Genomic DNA, 18,981 nt, shown 5'->3' with positions numbered 1-18,981 from the left:
TGGCCCCATGGCGGTGACGACCGGGCTGGACACGGTGCTGGGCAAGGCGGTGGCGATCCTGCGGGCCTTCCGGCCCGACGAGGGCGCCGTCGGCCTCGCCGAACTGGTGCGGCGCACGGGTCTGCACAAGGCGACCGCGCACCGGCTGGCCGGGGCCCTGGTCGAGCAGCGGCTGCTCGACCGGGTCGACGGCGGCTACCGCCCCAGCGGCGGCCTCTTCGAACTGGGGATGCTCGCGGCGCCCGAGCGGAGCCTGCTGGAGGTGGCGATGCCGTTCCTCCAGGACCTGTACGAACGCACCCGGGAGACGGTCCACCTCGGCGTCCGCGAGGGCCGTGACGTGGTCTACGTCGCCAAGATCGGCGGACACCGCCAGGCCAGGGCCCCCTCGCGCACCGGGGGCCGGATGCCGCTGCACTGCACCGCCATCGGCAAGGCGCTGCTCGCCCACGCCGGTCCCGGGCTGCGGCGGGAGGTGCTGGAGGGGCCCCTGGAGCGGCGCACCCCGAGGACCGTGGTCGCCCCCGGCGCCCTGCGCCGCCAGTTGCGCGAGGCCCGGGAGACGGGGGTCGCCTTCGAACGCGAGGAGTCCACCGTGGGGCTGCTCTGCCTCGCCGCCCCGGTGCTGGGGCGCGACGACGAGGCGCTGGCCGCGATCAGCGTGGCCGGTCCGACCGGCCGGTTCCGGCCGGAGCGGTTCGTGGCGCAGGTACGGGCGGCGGCCACCGGGCTGGGCAGCACCCTGATGCGGCGTGACCTGCCCGGTTGAACGGCTCCGGCCCGCCCGTGCCCGGCCGGGTCAGGCGCGCGGGCGGGAGGTGAACCGCAGGAGCGGCGGGATCATCATGCTCACCGTGAAGACGGCGAGGCCGAGGAGCGAGAGCGGCAGCATCGTGTGGGTGCCGCCGAGGTAGAGGAGCGGGAGGGCGAGGGCCGCCGCCAGGGTCGACCACGCCTGGGTGCGTGCGGTGGGGTTCATGCGTCTCTCCATTCCGTGGGGGTGGGGCGGGCGCGGCGGGCGCTACCCGAGCAGGAAGAACGGCAGCCCGGCCAGGGCGGTCATCACGAGGGTCAGCGGCAGGGTGCGCCGCAGGACCCGGCCCTCCTGGCCGGAGATCCCGGCGGTGGTGGTGCCGAGCAGGATCTTGCTCGGGGAGATCATCGTGCCCAGCGCGCCGCCGGTGGTCTGGGCGCTGAGGACATGGGCGGTGCTGAGCCCGGCCGCCTGCGCGGTGGTCTGCTGGAAGGCGCCGAAGAGCAGGTTGCTGGACAGGTTGGAGCCGGTGATGAAGGTGCCGAAGACCCCGATGTACGGGCCGAGGAGCAGGTAGATCCCGCTGGTCCAGGCGGCCACCTTGGTCGCCAGGACGTCGGCCTGGCCCGAGCCCTGCATCACGGAGGCCATCGCCACGAGGGTCACCACGGCGATGGTCGGGCCGATCGCCTTCTCCACCGTGCCGCTCAGGATGGAGCGGTACGCCCGCTGCCGCAGGTGCCCCGCCCGGCGGTAGAGGACGTAACTGATCACGGCGGTGACGAGGAGGAGCGTCCCCGCGTGCGTCAGCAGCGCCAGCGTCGACGTGGTGGCGGGGGTGGTGAAGCCGAGCCCGGTGGTGACGGCGGGGAAGTCCACGTCGACGGTGGGTCTGCTGAGCACGCTCTTCAGGGGGCCGATCAGCAGCACCACCCCGGTCACCACCAGCAGGGTGGAGTACGGCAGGAACGCGCTGTTCAGCGACATCGCGGCGGCCGGTACGGGGGGACCGCCGGCCGGTGCGGCCACGGGGGCGGGGCCGCCGGCCGGGGCGCTGGGCGCGGGGGCCGGCCGGTCCGGGGCGGGCTCCCGCCCCGACGCGGGCTCCGCCGCCGGTGCGGGTTCCCCGGCCGGGGCCGTCGTGGTGGGGCCGCCGGGCTCGAAGACGGGGCTGTCCGTCACCCGGGAGGGACGGCGGTACCGGGGCAGGCGGGCGAGGGCGGCGACCACCAGCAGGCCGACGAGGCCGGCGGCGAAGCCGTTCAGCGTGTCGTCCCACTGCGACAGGGCCAGGGTGACCCCGCCGTGCGCGAGGGAGATCACCAGGACCGCGGGCAGCCCCTCCCACACGCCGCGCAGCCGTCCGTAGAGCCAGCAGATGGCCAGCCCGCCCACCAGGTTGACCATCCACAGCAGCAGGGAGGTCTGGACGGCGGTCGTGGCGTACTCCTCCGCCGACAGGTCGGTGACCTGCTTCATGCCGATCCAGGCGGCGGAGAGGGTGCCGAAGGTGTTGTTCCAGGCGTGCCCCACCAGGGCGATGACGACGGCGGGCAGCGGACGCACCCCGATGCCCACGAGCAGCGGGGCGCACACCGCGATGGGCACGCCGAAGCCGGTGATGCCCTGGAGGAAGGAGGCGAAGACCCAGCCGATCGCCATCACCTGGAGCAGCGGATGGGCGAAGAGCCGGGTCATCCCGCGCTGGAACGGGACGAACGCGTCCGCCTCCTTGGCGACCTCGTAGATGAGGATCGCCGAGACGATGATGTACACGATGGTGACGGCCTCGACGACCCCTTTGACGGTCTCCAGCCCGACCGATTCCAGGCGCAGGTGGAAGACGGTGAGCGCGGTCAGCGAGGCGACGAGCCACCCCACCGAACCGGCCTCCGCCGCCCCCCAGCCCCGTCCGATCATCAGGAAGAGCAGCAGGGCGAGCGGCGCCAGCGAGGCGGCCCAGAGCCAGATGCTCGCATTGTCCATTCTCGGGAACTCCTCTCGTCCGGCCGTGCGGGGGCGGGCGTCACCAGCCCAGGGCGAGACCGTCGCCCCGGGGGTCGGCGCCGCCCATCAGCACGTCGTCGGTGACGCGGATGGCCTGGGCGTGCCCCATCACCCCGTCCCAGCTCGGCACTTCGCGGACCGGGTGGCCCCGGGTGCGGAGCCGGTCCAGCGTCTCGGCGGGGAAGCGGTTCTCCATCCGCAGGTCGCGGCGCTCGTCGCCCCAGGTGCGGCCGTAGAGCCAGCGCGGCGCGTCGATGGCCGACTGGACGTCGCGGCCGAAGTCGACGACCCGGGTGACCAGGGCGTTGGAGGTCTGGGGCTGGCCTTCGCCGCCCATCGTGCCGTACACGAGGTCGAGTTCGTCGCCGCGGAAGAGCATGCCCGGCATGAGGGTGTGGAAGGTGCGCTTGCCGGGTTCGAGGCGGTTCGGGTGCGCCTCGTCGAGGGAGAAGAAGGAGCCGCGGTTGTGCAGCAGCACGCCCGTCTCCCCGGCGATGAAGCCCGAGCCGAACTCGTGGTAGAGGCTCTGGATCACGGAGGCCGCGTTGCCGGCCGAGTCCACGACGACGCTGCACGTGGTGTCGCCGCCCATGCGCGCCGAGGGGACCGCGGGCGCCGGGTCGGCCGAGATGCGCCGGCTCAGTTCGGCGGCGTGCTCCTTGGAGAGCAGGTCGTCGAGCGGGATGTCGTGGAAGGCGGGGTCGGTGAGGTGGCGGTCGCGGTCGGCGAAGGCCAGGCGGGTGGCCTCCACCAGCAGGTGGACGTACTCGGGGCTGTCGTCCGTCATCCCGCTGAGGTCGAAGTTCTCCAGGATGTTGAGGGCGATCAGGTGGGCGAACCCCTGGGAGTTGGGCGGGTGCTGGTAGCAGCGGTAGCCGCGGTAGGTGGTGGAGATCGGCTCGGTCCACTCGGAGTGGTGGGCGGCCAGGTCCTCCGCGGTGAGCAGACCGCCCGCCTCGCGCAGGCTCGTGGCGATCTCCTCGGCGACCGCTCCCTCGTAGAAGCCGGCGCGGCCCTTGTCGGCGACGGTCTGGAGGGTGTCCGCCAGCCGGGGCAGGGCGAGGACGTCGGCCATGATAGGTGCCCGGTCCTGCGGGAGCAGGGTGCTGCGGGTCAGCGGGTGGGCGCTCAGCACCTCCGCGACCTCGGCGGCGCAGGTGGCGTAGCTGTCGCACACGGCGAAGCCCTCGCGGGCGTAGGTGATGGCCGAGCGCAGGAGCTGGGAGAGCGGCAGGCTACCGAAACGTTCGTGCGCGGCGCACCAACTGTCCACGGCACCGGGCACCGTCACCGAGGCGAGCGGACCGCGCACGGGGATCGCGTCGTGGCCGCGCTGCCGGAAGTAGCCGCGGCTGGCCTGGGCGCCGGAGCGGCCACTGCCGTTGAGCGCGTGGACACGGCCCGTGGAGGCGTCGTGGATGAGCCAGAACGCGTCCCCTCCGGGGCCGGTCATGTGCGGATAGACCACGCCCAGCGTGGCGTTGATGGCGATCGCGGCGTCGACCGCCGTGCCGCCCTCCTGGAGGACCTGGAGTCCGGCCGCGGAGGCGAGGTAGTGCGGTGTGCTGACCATCCCGTTGCGCGCCAGGGCCACCGGGCGGGTAGTGCGCGTCATGCCGGCTCCTTAGAGTCAGTCGCGTCAGGTCGTGCCGGAGTGAATTGCATACGTTATGGAGTAGGCAGTATTCTGGGCGGGCTCCCCAGCCCTGTCCAGGGGTCGTGCGAACGTTTGTGGTGCGCGGTCCCCCCGCCCGGCGCGCGGCTCGCGCTCCTCGGGCGACGCACACTCGGTGCGCCTTCGGCAGGGCCGGGTTGACGTGACGCGGCCCGCCTGGGCACGCCCGCTCCGGTACCGCCCGCCGCCGGCCCCCGTCCGGCCCGCCTCCCCCACCGCACGTCAGTCGCGCCAGTCGCGGTAGGCGTCGGTGGTGGAGTCGGCGTGACGGCGCATCAACTCGCCCGCCCGCTCCGCCTCCCCCGCCGCGACGGCCTCGATGATCTCGGCGTGCTCGGCCCACGCGTCCTCGCCCCGGGGCCGGGCGACCGGCGCGTAGTACCAGCGCACCCGGCGGTCGACCAGGGCGATCAGGTGGGCCAGGACGTCGTTGCCGGCCAGCTCCGCGAAGGCGCCGTGGAGCGCCGAGTTGGCCGCCACCAGCCGTCCGACGTCCCCCTCGGCCAGCGCCGCCACGCCCTCCGCCTGCAGCTCCCGCAGCCTCCCGACGTCGGCCGGCGTGGCCCGGCCGGCCGCCAGCCGCGCCGAGTGGGCTTCCAACAGGGCCCGCACACTGAGCAGTTGCCGGGCCTCACGGGCGGTCGGCGCGTGCACGAAGGCCCCCTGCGCGGGCCGCAGGTCCACCCAGCCGTCGGTGTGCAACCGTTGCAGCGCCTCGCGCACCGGCTGCCTGCTGACCCCGAGGCGCTCGGCCAGTTCGGCCTCCACCAGGTGCCGGCCGGGCAGCAGCGCACCCCGGACGATCAGCTCGACCAGGGTGTCGTACACGGCCTGGCGCAGCGGGGCCGACCGGGCCACGCGGCGGGTCGCCGCGGCGGTCAGGGACTCGCGCATCGTTGCCTCCGGGAATCGGCGGGGACGGACCCGCCCCGGGGCCGGCCGCGTCGGCGTGTACGAACGGGAAGGGCTCGGCGCCCACGGCGGGCAGCCGGCCCCGGCCGCGGGGCTCGCGCCCCGAGGGCCGAGCCCTCGGCCTCCGGCGGGCGCCCGGGCCCCGGGGCCGGGGTCTCCGGGCCGGGCCGGTCGCCGACGGCGCCGGGTTCTCGGGGCCGGGTCAGCCGCCGATGGCGGACATCGGCCGGGCGGGCTGGAGGAAGGACGGGTCGTCCAGGCCGGAGCCCGCCTTCTTGCCCGCCATCGCCGTGCGCCAGAGACCGGCGATCTCCTCGTCCGGCGCACCGGAGCGCAGCGCGGTGCGCAGGTCGGTCTCCTCGCGGGCGAAGAGGCAGGAGCGCACCTGGCCGTCGGCGGTGAGCCGGGTGCGGTCGCAGGTACGGCAGAAGGGCCGGGTCACCGAGGCGATCACGCCGACGGTGGCCGGGCCGCCGTCGACCCACCACCGTTCGGCGGGGGCCGACCCCCGCAGCCCCTCGTCCTGCGGGGTGAGGGCGAAGGACCCGGCGAGCCGTTCCAGGATCTCGGCGGCGGTCACCATCCGCTCGCGCTGCCACCCGTGCTGGGCGTCGAGCGGCATCTGCTCGATGAAGCGCAGGTGGTAGCCGTGGCGCAGGGCCCAGTCGAGCAGTTCGGGTGCCTCGTCGTCGTTGAGGCCGCGCATCAGCACGGAGTTGACCTTCACCGGGTCCAGTCCGGCGTCGCGGGCGGCGGCCAGTCCGGCCAGCACGTCCCGGTGCCGGTCGCGGCGGGTGAGCCGGGCGAACCGGTCCGGGCGCAGTGTGTCCAGCGAGACGTTGACCCGGTCGAGTCCGGCGTCGCGCAGGGCGGGCGCGGTGCGGGTGAGCCCGATCCCGTTGGTGGTGAGCGAGAGCCGGGGGCGCGGGGCGAGCGCGGCGCAGCGGGCGACGATGCCGGGCAGCCCGGGGCGCAGCAGCGGTTCGCCGCCGGTGAAGCGCACGTCGGTGACGCCGAGGCGGGTCACCGCGATCCGGATCAGGCGCACGGTCTCGTCGTCGGTGAGCTGTTCGCTCCGGGGCTGCCAGGCCAGGCCCTCGGCGGGCATGCAGTAGGTGCAGCGCAGGTTGCAGCGGTCGGTCAGCGAGACCCGCAGATCGGTGGCGATCCGGCCGTGGGTGTCGGTCAGCATGGGTACCGCCTTCCTCGGGTGGCGCGGGGAGCGGCCGGCGCGGGGTCGGCCGCTCCCCCGTCACAGGGCCTTCAGCTCCTCGGTGATCTCGGCGACGGAGGACTTCGCGTCGCCGAAGAGCATCGCGGTGCGGGCGTCGAAGTACAGCTCGTTCTCGATGCCGGCGAAACCGGGGCTCATCCCGCGCTTGAGCACGATGACCGACTTGGCCTGGTCGACGTTGAGGATCGGCATGCCGTAGATCGGCGAGCTGGGGTTGCTGCGGGCGGCCGGGTTGGTGACGTCGTTGGCGCCGATCACCAGGGCCACGTCCGTGCGGCCGAACTCGCCGTTGATGTCGTCCATTTCCTTGAGCTGCTCGTAGGGCACGTCGGCCTCGGCCAGCAGGACGTTCATGTGGCCGGGCATGCGTCCGGCGACGGGGTGGATGGCGTGCTTGACCTCCACGCCGCGCGCCTCCAGCAGGTCGGCCATCTCGCGGACGGCGTGCTGGGCCTGGGCGACGGCCATGCCGTAGCCGGGGACGACGACGACCTGGGCGGCGTAGGCCATCTGGATCGCCGCGTCGGCCGCGCTGGTCTGGCGCACCGTCTGGTCGGCCGGGCCGCCGCCGGGTCCCGCGGCGGAGGCGGTGCCGCCGAAGCCGCCGGCGACGATGGCCGGGATCGACCGGTTCATCGCCTTGGCCATCAGGTCGGTGAGGATGGTGCCGGAGGCGCCGACGAGCATGCCGGCGACGATCATCGCCGTGTTGTCCAGGGCGAGTCCGGTGGCGGCGGCGGACAGTCCGGTGAAGGCGTTGAGCAGCGAGATCACGACGGGCATGTCGGCACCGCCGATGGGCAGCACCACGGTCACGCCGAGCACGGCCGAGGCGGCGAGGATGCCGAGGAAGAGCGCCGGGGAGGCGTGGCCCAGGCCGATGGCCACGGCGCAGGCCACGGCGGCCAGCAACAGCACGAGGTTGAGGGGCTGTTGGGCGCGGCCCAGGCCGATGGGCCGGCCCGGCAGGATCTCCTGGAGCTTGCCGAAGGCGATCAGCGACCCCCAGAAGGAGAGGGAGCCGACGATGGCGGCGAACAGGGAGGTGACGGCGACGTAGGCGGCCTGGTGGGCGTAGCCGTCGCTGTTGCGGAACTCCACCCAGGAGATCAGGGCGACGGCGCCGCCGCCGACCCCGTTGAAGAGCGCGACCATCTGCGGCATGGCGGTCATCCTGATCCGCCGTGCGGCGGGGACGCCGATCACCGTGCCGACCACCACGCCGAGCACGATCAGCGGCCAGTTGCCGGTGCCGGGGGTGAGCAGGGCGGCCACGGCGGCGATCACCATGCCGGCCGCGGCGGTGAGGTTGCCGCGTACGGCGGTCCGCGGGCCGGTCAGGCCCATGAGGCCGTGGATGAAGAGGGCGAACGCGACGATGTAGAGGATCGTGATGAGGTCATCCACGGCCGGTGGTCTCCTTTCCGGTACCGGTGGTGGCCGGCTTCTTCTTGAACATGCCGAGCATCCGGTCGGTGACGAGGAATCCGCCGACCACGTTGATCGTGCCGAAGACGATGGCGACGACCAGGAGCACCCGGTCGACGGCGCCTCCCGCGGACTGGCCGAGCAGGATCAGTCCGCCGAGCAGCACGATGCCGTGGATGGCGTTGGTGCCGGACATGAGCGGGGTGTGCAGGGTGTTGGGCACCTTGGAGATCACGGCGAAGCCGATGAATCCCGCCAGCACCAGGATCGCCAGGTTGGCCAGGAACATCATCGGGCCTCCGTGAGCTGGTCACTGTGGTGGGTCACGCAGCAGGCGGCGAGGATCTCGTCGGAGAGGTCCGGGGCGAACTCGCCGTCCTTGAGCATGAGTTCGAGCAGCGCCTGGACATTGCGGGCGTACAGCTCGCTGGCGTGCTCGGGGAGGGTCGCGGGCAGGTCGAGCGGGGCCGCGACGGTGACGTCGTGCCGGACGACCGTCTCGCCGGGGCTGGTGAGCTCGCAGTTGCCGCCGGTCTCGCCGGCCAGGTCGACGACGACGCTGCCGGGCCGCATCCGGCGGACGGCCTCGGCGGTGACGAGCTTGGGCGCGGGCCGGCCGGGGACCAGGGCCGTGGTGATCACCACGTCGAAGCCGCTGATCGCGTCGGTCAGCCGGCGCTGCTGCTCGGCTTGTTCCTCCGCGGAGAGCGCGCGGGCGTAGCCGCCCTCGCCGGCCGCGCTGACGCCGAGGTCCAGCCACTGGGCGCCGAGCGAGCGGACCTGCTCGGCGACCTCGGGGCGGACGTCGAAGCCGGTGGTGCGGGCGCCGAGCCGCTTGGCGGTGGCGAGCGCCTGGAGTCCGGCGACGCCCACGCCGAGCACCAGGGCGGTGGCCGGTTTCACCGTGCCGGCGGCCGTGGTGAGCATCGGGAAGAAGCGGGTGGAGCAGTCGGCGGCCAGCAGGACGGCCCGGTAGCCGGCGACGTTGGCCTGGGAGGACAGCGCGTCCATGGACTGGGCGCGGGAGATGCGGGGCACGGACTCCATGGCGAAGCCGGTGACGCCGGCCAGGCGCAGCCGTTCGGCGACCTCCGGCCGGGTCAGCGGGGCCAGGAAGCCGATCACGGTGGAGGCCGGACGCAGCAGCCCGGTCTCCTCGGGGGTCGGCGGGTTCACCTTGACCACGACGTCGGCCGCCCACGGCGCGCCGATGGTGGCTCCGGCCTGTGCGTACGCGTCGTCGGGGATCAGCGCCCCGGCACCGGCCCCGGCCTCGACCACGACGCCGAGGCCCGCGGCCCGCAGCCGTTCGACGACTTTGGGCACGAGGGCGACCCGGCGTTCGCCGGCCGCGGTCTCCCGGGGCACTCCGATCAGTGTCATGTTCCTCTTCCCGGATATGAGGGGGCGGGTCGTCCGCCCGGCGGCACGGCGCGGTCCGGGGCGGACCGGGGTGCGGTGGGCGGGCGCGGGGTATGGACGGGGACGGCGGGGCCGGTGCCGCGTGCGGTGGCGGCACCGGCGGTGGGCGGGGTCCGGCGGGCGGGGTTCCGCGCGGTGGCCGGGGTCCCGCCCCGGGCCGGGGCCGTCCGGCCCGGCCCGGGTTCACGGACCGGTGTGGCGGTCCGGCGGTGCGGGGTGCGCACCGGTCACAGCGCCCGGCGGACCAGGTCGGCGGCTTCGGTCGGGGTCTTGCCGACCTTGACTCCGGCGGCCTCCAGGGCCTCCTTCTTCGCCTGGGCGGTACCGGACGAACCGGAGACGATCGCGCCGGCGTGGCCCATCGTCTTGCCCTCGGGCGCGGTGAAACCGGCGACGTAACCGACGACCGGCTTGGTCACGTTGGCCTTGATGAAGTCGGCCGCGCGCTCCTCGGCGTCACCACCGATCTCACCGATCATCACGATCAGGTCGGTGTCCGGGTCGGCCTCGAACGCGGCGAGCGCGTCGATGTGCGTGGTACCGATGACCGGGTCACCACCGATACCGACCGCCGTCGAGAACCCGATGTCGCGCAGCTCGTACATCATCTGGTACGTCAGCGTGCCCGACTTCGACACCAGACCGATACGGCCCGGCTTGGTGATGTCACCCGGGATGATGCCCACGTTCGACTGACCCGGCGTGATGATGCCCGGGCAGTTCGGACCGATGATGCGGGTCTTGTTGCCCTTCTTGCCCGCATACGCCCAGAACGCCGCCGAGTCGTGCACGGCGATACCCTCGGTGATCACGACCGCGAGCGGAATCTCCGCGTCGATCGCCTCGACGACCGCGTCCTTCGTGAACTTCTCCGGCACGAAGATGACCGAGACGTTCGCACCCGTCTTCTCGACCGCCTCCTTCACCGTGCCGAAAACCGGCACCTCGGTGCCCTCGAAATCGACGGTCTGACCCGCCTTGCGGGGGTTCACGCCGCCCACGACGCTGGTGCCGTCCCCGAGCATGAGCCTGGTGTGCTTCATACCGGTGGCGCCCGTCATGCCCTGGACGATGACCTTGCTGTCCTTGTTGAGCCAGATAGCCATGGTGTGTTGGTGTCCTCGTCCTGAGTGCTTACTTGGCGGCGTGGGCCAGCTCGGCGGCCTTGTCGGCCGCCCCGTCCATCGTGTCGACACGCTGGACCAGCGGGTGGTCCGCATCCGTGAGGATCTTCCGGCCCAGCTCCGCGTTGTTGCCGTCCAGACGGACCACCAGCGGCTTCTCGACCTTCTCGCCCCGGTCCTCCAGCAGCTTCAGCGCCTGCACGATGCCGTTGGCGACCTCGTCACACGCCGTGATACCACCGAAGACGTTCACGAACACCGAGCGCACATCCGGGTCACCCAGGATGATCTCCAGACCGTCCGCCATCACCTGCGCGGACGCACCGCCACCGATGTCCAGGAAGTTCGCCGGCTTCACACTCCCGTGCTTCTCACCGGCGTACGCGACCACGTCCAGGGTCGACATGACCAGACCCGCGCCATTGCCGATGATCCCGACCTCACCGTCGAGCTTGACGTAGTTGAGGTTCTTCTCCTTGGCCGCCGCCTCCAGCGGATCCGCCGCCGCCTTGTCGTGCAGCGCCTCGAAGTCCGGGTGACGGAACTCCGCGTTGTCGTCCAGCGACACCTTCCCGTCCAGGGCGATGACCTCCCCGGAAGCGACCTTGGCCAGCGGGTTGACCTCGACCAGGAGAGCATCCTCCTTGATGAAGGTGTCCCACAGCCTGACCAGGACGTCGGCGACCTTGTCCGCGACCTCGGCCGGGAACTTCGCGGCCTCGACGATCTCACGGGCCTTCGCCGGCGTCACACCGTCGATCGCGTCGACCGGCGTCTTGGCGACAGCCTCCGGACGGGTGGCGGCCACCTCCTCGATGTCCATCCCGCCCTCGACGGAGGCGATGGACAGGAAAGTCCGGTTGGCACGGTCGAGGAGGAAGGAGACGTAGTACTCCTCGACGATCTCCGGAGCGGTCTCGGCGATCATCACCTTGTGGACCGTGTGGCCCTTGATGTCCATGCCGAGGATGTCCGTCGCCCGCGCGACGGCCTCGTCCGGGGTGGCCGCCAGCTTGACGCCACCGGCCTTCCCGCGGCCACCGACCTTCACCTGAGCCTTGACGACGGACTTGCCGCCCAGACGCTCGGTGATCTCGCGCGCCGCCTCAGGCGTGTCGATGACTTCACCGGCCAGCACCGGTACATCGTGCTTGGCGAAGAGGTCCCTCGCCTGGTACTCGAACAGGTCCATACGCGTGCCTCCCGGGCACTGGCGCGACCGGCCGGACGGAGAGCCGGCCGGGAGCGCGCGGTGGGAATCAGACGACGCCGCTCACGCGGGGAGGTGTCTGCGGCAGAACGACCATAGGGTCTACTGAATACTGTATGCAATACCCCGGACAGACCCTCCTTCGAGCGAGAAGGCCCCCCTGAAGCCGGAACCTCTGCACGGAGAGAGTGGGGGTGACGGGACCCTGGACCTCACTCGGAAGCTTTGTATACAGTATTCAGTCTTCCACGAGAGGAGTCCCATCGTGAAGATCGCGGTTCTCGGAGCCGGGGCGATCGGCGCCTACGTCGGAGCGGCGCTCCACCGGGGCGGTGCCGAGGTGCACCTGGTCGCCCGGGGCGAACACCTGCGGGCCATGCGGGCGGACGGGGTGCGGGTGAAGAGCCCGCGCGGCGACTTCGTCGCCCGGCCGCACGCCACGGACGATCCGTCCGAGATCGGTCCGGTCGACTACGTCTTCCTCGGGCTCAAGGCCCACTCCTACCCGTCGTGCGGCCCGCTCATCGAGCCGCTGCTCGCCGATCACACCGCCGTCGTGGCCGGCCAGAACGGCATCCCCTGGTGGTACTTCCACCAGCTCGACGGCCCCTACGAGGGCCGCCGGGTCGAAGCCGTCGACCCGGGCGGCGCGACCAGCGCCGTGCTGCCGCCGGAGCGGGCGATCGGCTGCGTGGTCTACCCGGCCACCGTCATCGAGAGCCCCGGGGTGATCCGGCACCTGGAGGGCACCCGCTTCTCCCTCGGCGAACCCTCGGGCGCCGTCTCCTCGCGCTGCACGGAGCTGAGCGAGGCGATGGTCGCCGGCGGGCTGAAGGCGCCGGTCGAGGAGAACCTGCGCGACGACATCTGGATCAAACTGATGGGCAACGTGGTCTTCAACCCCCTCAGCGCGCTCACCCGGGCGACGATGGTGGAGATCTGCCGGCACCCCGACACCCGGCGGCTGGTCGTGCGGTTGATGGAGGAGACCCTCGACATCGCGGAACGGGTCGGCAGCCGGCCGCGGATATCCATCGAGAAGCGGCTGCGCGGCGCCGAGGGCGTCGGGCACCACAAGACGTCGATGCTCCAGGACCTGGAGGCCGGCAAGCAGTTGGAGCTGGACGCCATCGTGACCGCGGTGGTGGAACTGGCCGACATCACCGGGGCGGAGGCGACCACCCTGCGCGCCGTCCACGCGGCCACCGACCTGCTCGCGCGGTGCAGCGCGCCGGGGGCCGGACAGGACCGCGTCGCCCCGGCGCCCGTGCCCGCGTGAGCCGGGGCCGGTAGGGCGGTCCCGGGGCCCGCGCGGCTCCGGGACGCCCGGTGACACAGGACGTACGCGCGGGGCGGAAACGCCTGTCCGCGCCGCGCGTACCGGGGGGCGGGGCGGAAGGGCAGGGTGCCCTCCGCGCCGCGCGTACGGGAGGGCGGGGCTCCACGGGCCCCGGGGCGGTCGTCGATGAGGTGCGCACCCGCGCGTCGGGCCTCGCCGGCGGCCGCCGACGCATGCCCGGACCCGTGCGGGACCACGGGGACGGCACCCGGGAAGACGGTGGGGCGGCGGCCCCCGGACGGGAGAGCGCCGGCTCGGGCAGCCCCGGCGGCCTTCGCCGTGACGCCCCCGGCCGTCCGCCGGCGACCCGCGCCGGCGGACGGGCGCCCCTCCGCGCCCCTCCCCCTCCTGCGCACACGCGACCGCCCCGCCTCCCGGCGTACGGTCCTGCGTACGCGGGGAGACGGGGCGGTGGGTCGCGGCCGGGTCAGCCGACGGCGGCGGCGTCCGGCGGGGTCACGAGCCGGGCGGCGGCCAGCGCGACGGGGTTGAACCCCTCCGCGCCCGCGGCGGCGAACTCCGCCAGCCGCGCGCGCATCCTCGGGTCCCAGAAGGTGCGGATGTGCCGTGCGACCGCCTCCGCGGCCTCCTGCTCCGGCAGGTGCTGGAAGGCGACGGCGATGTCGTTCACCATCCGGCGCTCCGGCGGCACGGTGCCGGCCATGTCAGTCCACCCCCACGGGCCGGCCCTCGCGGGCCGGGTCGGCGTCCCGCGCGGCCAGCGGATGGGCCAGCCCCACCTGTACCGCGGTGACCTTGTACTCCGGGCAGTTGGTCGCCCAGTCCGAGTTCTCCGTGGTGACCACGTTGGCGCCGGTCACCGGATGGTGGAACGTCGTGTAGACGACGCCCGGCGGCATCCGGTCGGAGATCTGGGCCCGCAGCGTCGTCTTCCCCACCCGGCTGGCGAGCGTCACCGTGTCGCCGTCCCGGACCCCGCGCACCTCGGCGTCGTGCGGGTGCAGTTCCAGCAGGTCCTCCGGGTGCCAGGCCACGTTGCCGGTACGGCGGGTCTGCGCGCCCACGTTGTACTGGCTCAGGATGCGCCCGGTGGTCAGGACCAGGGGGAAGCGGGAGGTGGTCCGCTCGTTGGTCGGCAGGTAGTTGGTGACCACGAACCTGCCCTTGCCGCGGACGAAGGAGTCCACGTGCATGGTGGGCGTGCCCTCGGGCGCGTCCTCGTTGCACGGCCACTGGATGCTGCCGTGCTTGTCCAGCGACTCGAAGGAGATGCCGCGGAAGGTCGGGGTGACCTGCGCGATCTCGTCCAGGATCTGGCCGGGGTGGTCGTAGGACATCGGGTAGCCCATGGCGGTGGCGATGTCGCAGACGATCTCCCACTCGTGCTTGCCCGCCTTCGGCTTCATCACCGAGCGGACCCGGTTGACCCGGCGTTCGGCGTTGGTGAACGTGCCGTCCTTCTCCAGGAAGGAGGCGCCCGGCAGGAAGACGTGCGCGAACTTGGCGGTCTCGTTGAGGAACAGGTCCTGGACCACGACCAGTTCCATGGACTCCAGCGCGGCGGTGACGTGCTGGAGGTTCGGGTCGGACTGGGCGATGTCCTCGCCGTGCACGAACAGGCCCCGGAAGGTCCCGTCGATCGCGGCGTCGAACATGTTGGGGATGCGCAGTCCGGGCTCGGGCAGGAGGGTACGGCCCCACAGCTCCTCGAACACGGTGCGCACCGCGTCGTCGGAGACGTGGCGGTAGCCGGTGAGTTCGTGCGGGAAGGAGCCCATGTCGCAGGAGCCCTGCACGTTGTTCTGGCCGCGCAGGGGGTTCACGCCGACGCCGTCGCGGCCGAGGTTGCCGCAGGCCATGGCGAGGTTGGCCATGCCCATCACCATCGTGGAGCCCTGGCTGTGCTCGGTGACGCCGAGGCCGTAGTAGATGGCCCCGTTGGGCGCCTCGGCGTACAGCCGGGCGGCGGCCCGCAGTTCGGCGGCGGGGACGCCGGTGACGGCCTCGGTCGCCTCCGGGCTGTTCTCCGGGCGGGCGACGAACTCCTCCCACTCCTCGAAGCCTTCGCACCGGGCGTCCACGAACTCCCGGTCGACCAGCCCCTCGGTGACCACGACGTGCGCCATGGCGTTGACGACGGCGACGTTGGTGCTGGGCCGGAGCTGGAGGTGGTGCGCGGCCTCGATGTGCGGCGAGCGCACCAGGTCGATGCGGCGCGGGTCGACCACGATGAGCCGGGCGCCCTCACGCAGCCGGCGCTTCATCCGCGAGGCGAAGACGGGGTGGCCGTCGGTGGGGTTGGCGCCGATCACCATGATCACGTCGGCCTGGGCGACCGAGCGGAAGTCCTGGGTGCCGGCCGATTCCCCGAAGGTCTGCTTCAGCCCGTAGCCCGTCGGCGAGTGGCAGACGCGGGCACAGGTGTCGATGTTGTTGTTGCCGAAGGCCGCCCGGACCATCTTCTGGACGACGAAGACCTCCTCGTTGGTGCAGCGCGAGGAGCTGATGGCGCCGATGGAGCCGGGTCCGTACCGCTCCTGGAGGCCGCGCATCCGCGTGGCCACCGTGCGGATGGCCTCGTCCCACTCGACCTCGCGCCAGGGGTCGGTGATCCGGTCGCGGACCATGGGCTTGAGGACGCGGTCGGGGTGGCTGGCGTAGCCGAAGGCGAAGCGGCCCTTCACGCAGGAGTGGCCCTCGTTGGCGCCGCCGTCCTTGTACGGCACCATGCGCACCAGTTCGTCGCCGCGCAACTCGGCCTTGAAGGAACAGCCGACCCCGCAGTAGGCGCAGGTCGTGACCACCGAACGGTTCGGCATGCCCAGCTCGACCACCGACCGCTCCTGCAGGGTGGAGGTCGGGCACGCCTGCACGCAGGCGCCGCAGGAGACGCACTCGGAGTCCATGAACAGTTCGCCGGCGCCGGGCGAGACCTTGGAGTCGAAGCCGCGGCCCTCGATGGTGAGCGCGAAGGTGCCCTGCACCTCGCCGCAGGCCCGCACGCAGCGGGAGCAGACGATGCACTTGGACGGATCGAAGTCGAAGTACGGGTTGGACCGGTCGGTCTCGGCGTCGAGGTGGTTCTCCCCCTCGTAGCCGTACCGGACCTGGCGCAGCCCGACGACGCCGGCCATGTCCTGGAGTTCGCAGTCGCCGTTGGCCGGGCAGGTGAGGCAGTCCAGCGGATGGTCGGAGAGGTACAGCTCCATGACGCCCTGGCGGAGCTTGGCCACCTTGGGCGTCTGGGTGCGGACCTGCATCCCGTCGGCGACCGGGGTGGTGCAGGAGGCGGGGGTGCCCCTGCGGCCGTCGATCTCCACCACGCACAGCCGGCAGGAGCCGAACGCCTCCAGGCTGTCGGTGGCGCATAGTTTGGGGATGTCGACGCCGGCGAGGGAGGCCGCGCGCATCACCGAGGTGCCCTCGGGCACGGTGACGCTCAGTCCGTCGACGTCCACCGAGACCGTCGCCTCGCCGGGCCGTTCCGGGGTGCCGAAGTCGGGTTCCTTGAGAAGGCTCATGTCGTGCCCTCCGTCCTCGTGCCGCCCGGGTGCGCGGTGTGCACCGCTCCGCGCGTGCCGCGGACGAGGAAGTCGTCAGAGAAGTGGGTGATGGCGCTGCGGACCGGCATCGGGGTCAGCCCGCCCATGGCGCACAGCGACCCGTCGGTCATCAGGTCGCAGAGGTCCTCCAGCACCGCGAGGTTGTCGTCGCGGTCCTCGCCGGCGACGATGCGGTCGATCACCTCGACGCCGCGGACCGAGCCGATCCGGCAGGGCGTGCACTTGCCGCAGGACTCCACGGAGCAGAACTCCATGGCGAAGCGGGCCTGCGCGGCCATGTCCACGGTGTCGTCGAAGACGACGAGTCCGCCGTGGCCGAGCATGGCGCCCGCCTCGGCGAACGCCTCGTAGTCCATCGGCAGGTCGAACTGGGACTCCGGCAGGTAGGCGCCGAGGGGGCCGCCGACCTGGACGGTGCGCACGGGCCGGCCGGAGAAGGTGCCGCCGCCGTAGTCCTCGAGGAGTTCGCGCAGGGTGATACCGAAGGCGGTCTCCACGATGCCGCCGCGCGCGATGTTGCCGCCGAGCTGGAAGACCTGGGTGCCGCGCGAGCGGCCGGTGCCCAGTTCCTGGTAGGCGCGGGCGCCGCGGGCGAGGATCACCGGCACGGTGGCGAGGGTGAGGACGTTGTTGACGATGGTCGGCTTGCCGAACAGCCCCTCCACCGCGGGAATGGGCGGTTTGGGGCGGACCGTGCCGCGCTTGCCCTCCAGGCTCTCCAGCATGGAGGTCTCCTCGCCGCAGATGTAGGCGCCGGCGCCCACCCGGACGTGGAGGTCGAAGGTGAGGCCGGAGCCGAGGATGTCCTCCCCCAGCCAGTTGTGGGTACGGGCGATCTCGATGGCGGCGCGCATCGTGGCGACCGCGTCGGGATATTCGGAGCGGATGTAGAAGTACCCCTCGCGGGCGCCGACCGCGTGCGCGGCGATGGTCATGCCCTCGATGAGCATGAAGGGGTCGCCTTCCATGACCATGCGGTCGGCGAAGGTGCCGCTGTCGCCCTCGTCGGCGTTGCAGCAGACGAACTTCAGCTCGTCGGCGCAGTCGGCGACGGTCTTCCACTTGACGCCGGCGGGGAAGCCGGCGCCGCCCCGGCCGCGCAGGCCGGACTCGGTGACCGTGTCGATCACCTCGGCGGGCGGCAGCCGCAGCGCGGTGCGCAGCCCCTCGAGTCCGCCGTGGCGCAGGTAGTCCTCGGTGGAGAGCGGGTCGGTGACGCCGATCCGGGCGAAGGTGACCCGGTTCTGCCGGGCCAGCCAGGGCAGTTCCTCGACGAGGCCGAGGCGCAGCGGGTGGTCCCCGCCGTCGAGGAGGCCGGCGGCGAGCAGGTCCTCCACGTCGGAGGGGGCCACGGGTCCGTAGCCCACCCGGCCCTCGGGCGTGGCGACTTCCACGAGGGGCTCCAGCCAGAGCATGCCGCGGGAGCCGTTGCGGACCAGTTCGACGGGGCGGTCCCCGCCGGCCGTGGCGCTCAGCAGCGCGTCGGCGACCGCGTCGGCGCCGACGGAGCGGGCCGCGGAGTCGCGGGGGACGTAGACCGTCACCGGGGACTTCGGCGGGGTCGTGGTGTCGGGTGTCGTGGTGTCGGGTGTCGTCATGAGGAGACCGCCTCGTCCAGGAGGGTGCGCAGGCGGTCGGGGTCCATCCGCCCGTGGAGCCGGTCGCCGACCTGGACGGCCGGTCCCAGCGCGCAGTTGCCGAGGCAGAAGACCTGTTCCAGGGTGACCGAGCCGTCCGCGGTGGTCTCGCCGAGGGAGATCCCGGTCCGCTCGCGGGCGCGGGCCACCAGGGCCTCGGAGCCGAGGGCCTGGCATGCCTCGGCGCGGCAGATGCGCACGGTCGTACGGCCCGCCGGCTCGCGGCGGAAGTCGTGGTAGAAGGAGATCACGCCGTGCACGTCCGCCCGGGAGAGGTTGAGTTCCCGGGCGAGCAGGGCGGCGGTCTCCTCGGGGACGTGGCCGAGTTCGGCCTGGATGGCGTGCAGGATGGGCAGCAGCGGGCCGCGCCGGCCGCGGTGGGCGGCGGCGATCGCGGTGATCGCGGCCTCCGTGGCCACCTCGTTCACGCTGGTCGTCATGATGGCTCCACTCGGCGTCGCGGTCGGGCGTCGGGCGCGAGGCTCTCGCCGCCGTCGTACACGTCTCGTCTCGCGGACATGGGAATCCTCGGCCCTCCTCGTGCGGATGCGCGGAGGCGGTGACCGGCGGCACGGCCTCGCGCCGTACCGGCCGGCCCGCGGATGGCGCGTGCCAGCATAGGCACGCACCCGGCTGGTTGTATACAGTCGGCAACATACCCACGGTGTCGGCGATCACACCGCGCGGGCCGGGCGGGCCGGCCTCCCCCGGGGCC

The 18,981-nt window shown here is 72.7% G+C and carries 16 protein-coding genes; 2 read left to right on the top strand and 14 right to left on the bottom strand.

What is annotated here, in order from left to right:
* Window positions 1–7: 7 nt before the first annotated feature.
* On the top strand, window positions 8–769 hold the full coding sequence (locus VM636_RS26570) for an IclR family transcriptional regulator (protein ID WP_030422832.1): 762 nt from the start codon (window positions 8–10) through the stop codon (window positions 767–769).
* Window positions 770–799: 30 nt separating this feature from the next.
* Here the strand turns inward: VM636_RS26570 and VM636_RS26565 are convergent, their stop codons facing one another.
* The 10 genes from VM636_RS26565 to sucC all read right to left on the bottom strand — a co-directional run bounded on the left by VM636_RS26565 (window position 800) and on the right by sucC (window position 11,748).
* Window positions 800–979, bottom strand: a complete 180-nt coding sequence (locus VM636_RS26565; protein WP_030422831.1) for a hypothetical protein — start codon at window positions 977–979, stop codon at window positions 800–802.
* Window positions 980–1,021: 42 nt separating this feature from the next.
* Window positions 1,022–2,740 (bottom strand): L-lactate permease, encoded by a 1,719-nt coding sequence (locus tag VM636_RS26560; RefSeq protein ID WP_338485884.1) that lies wholly within the window; start codon window positions 2,738–2,740, stop codon window positions 1,022–1,024.
* Window positions 2,741–2,780: 40 nt separating this feature from the next.
* Window positions 2,781–4,376 (bottom strand): gamma-glutamyltransferase, encoded by a 1,596-nt coding sequence (gene ggt, locus VM636_RS26555; RefSeq protein ID WP_037859640.1) that lies wholly within the window; start codon window positions 4,374–4,376, stop codon window positions 2,781–2,783.
* 282 nt (window positions 4,377–4,658) lie between these two features.
* Window positions 4,659–5,330, bottom strand: coding sequence for a GntR family transcriptional regulator (locus VM636_RS26550; RefSeq protein ID WP_338485883.1), 672 nt, complete (start codon window positions 5,328–5,330; stop codon window positions 4,659–4,661).
* A 220-nt stretch (window positions 5,331–5,550) separates the two neighbouring features.
* Window positions 5,551–6,540 (bottom strand): GTP 3',8-cyclase MoaA, encoded by a 990-nt coding sequence (gene moaA / locus VM636_RS26545; RefSeq protein ID WP_030422827.1) that lies wholly within the window; start codon window positions 6,538–6,540, stop codon window positions 5,551–5,553.
* Window positions 6,541–6,600: 60 nt separating this feature from the next.
* Window positions 6,601–7,989, bottom strand: coding sequence for an NAD(P)(+) transhydrogenase (Re/Si-specific) subunit beta (locus tag VM636_RS26540; RefSeq protein WP_030422826.1), 1,389 nt, complete (start codon window positions 7,987–7,989; stop codon window positions 6,601–6,603).
* On the bottom strand, window positions 7,982–8,302 hold the full coding sequence (locus tag VM636_RS26535; protein ID WP_234312799.1) for an NAD(P) transhydrogenase subunit alpha: 321 nt from the start codon (window positions 8,300–8,302) through the stop codon (window positions 7,982–7,984). Before VM636_RS26535 ends, VM636_RS26540 begins: the two co-directional genes overlap by 8 nt.
* Window positions 8,299–9,393 carry a Re/Si-specific NAD(P)(+) transhydrogenase subunit alpha gene (locus VM636_RS26530; protein WP_338485881.1) on the bottom strand — a complete coding sequence of 365 codons (1,095 nt, stop codon included), beginning with the start codon at window positions 9,391–9,393 and terminating at the stop codon, window positions 8,299–8,301. Before VM636_RS26530 ends, VM636_RS26535 begins: the two co-directional genes overlap by 4 nt.
* Before the next feature lie 266 nt (window positions 9,394–9,659).
* Window positions 9,660–10,538 (bottom strand): succinate--CoA ligase subunit alpha, encoded by an 879-nt coding sequence (sucD, locus tag VM636_RS26525; RefSeq protein ID WP_053913221.1) that lies wholly within the window; start codon window positions 10,536–10,538, stop codon window positions 9,660–9,662.
* A 28-nt stretch (window positions 10,539–10,566) separates the two neighbouring features.
* On the bottom strand, window positions 10,567–11,748 hold the full coding sequence (gene sucC / locus VM636_RS26520; RefSeq protein ID WP_053913222.1) for an ADP-forming succinate--CoA ligase subunit beta: 1,182 nt from the start codon (window positions 11,746–11,748) through the stop codon (window positions 10,567–10,569).
* A gap of 283 nt (window positions 11,749–12,031) precedes the next feature.
* Here sucC and VM636_RS26515 point away from each other — a divergent pair, with 283 nt between their 5' ends.
* Window positions 12,032–13,045, top strand: a complete 1,014-nt coding sequence (locus VM636_RS26515; RefSeq protein WP_037857427.1) for a 2-dehydropantoate 2-reductase — start codon at window positions 12,032–12,034, stop codon at window positions 13,043–13,045.
* Between the two features lie 487 nt (window positions 13,046–13,532).
* On the opposite strand, the gene VM636_RS26510 is transcribed toward VM636_RS26515, so the two are convergent.
* Genes VM636_RS26510 through VM636_RS26495 form a run of 4 tightly spaced genes read right to left on the bottom strand, consistent with a single transcriptional unit; the run spans window position 13,533 to window position 18,706 of the window.
* Complete coding sequence (locus VM636_RS26510) at window positions 13,533–13,769, bottom strand: formate dehydrogenase subunit delta (RefSeq protein ID WP_030418521.1); 237 nt, start codon at window positions 13,767–13,769, stop codon at window positions 13,533–13,535.
* A 1-nt stretch (window position 13,770) separates the two neighbouring features.
* Window positions 13,771–16,587, bottom strand: coding sequence for a formate dehydrogenase subunit alpha (fdhF, locus tag VM636_RS26505; RefSeq protein ID WP_030418522.1), 2,817 nt, complete (start codon window positions 16,585–16,587; stop codon window positions 13,771–13,773).
* A complete protein-coding gene (locus VM636_RS26500) occupies window positions 16,584–18,227 on the bottom strand; it encodes an NADH-quinone oxidoreductase subunit NuoF (RefSeq protein ID WP_051821189.1) in 1,644 nt (547 codons plus the stop codon). Before VM636_RS26500 ends, fdhF begins: the two co-directional genes overlap by 4 nt.
* Complete coding sequence (locus VM636_RS26495; protein ID WP_051821190.1) at window positions 18,224–18,706, bottom strand: formate dehydrogenase subunit gamma; 483 nt, start codon at window positions 18,704–18,706, stop codon at window positions 18,224–18,226. Before VM636_RS26495 ends, VM636_RS26500 begins: the two co-directional genes overlap by 4 nt.
* Window positions 18,707–18,981 lie beyond the last annotated feature (275 nt).

The sequence above is a fragment of the Streptomyces sp. SCSIO 75703 genome (genome assembly GCF_036607905.1).
Classification (GTDB): domain Bacteria; phylum Actinomycetota; class Actinomycetes; order Streptomycetales; family Streptomycetaceae; genus Streptomyces.
The sequence above is the reverse complement of the archived record's forward strand: the minus strand, read 5'-3'. Positions and strand labels throughout refer to the sequence as shown.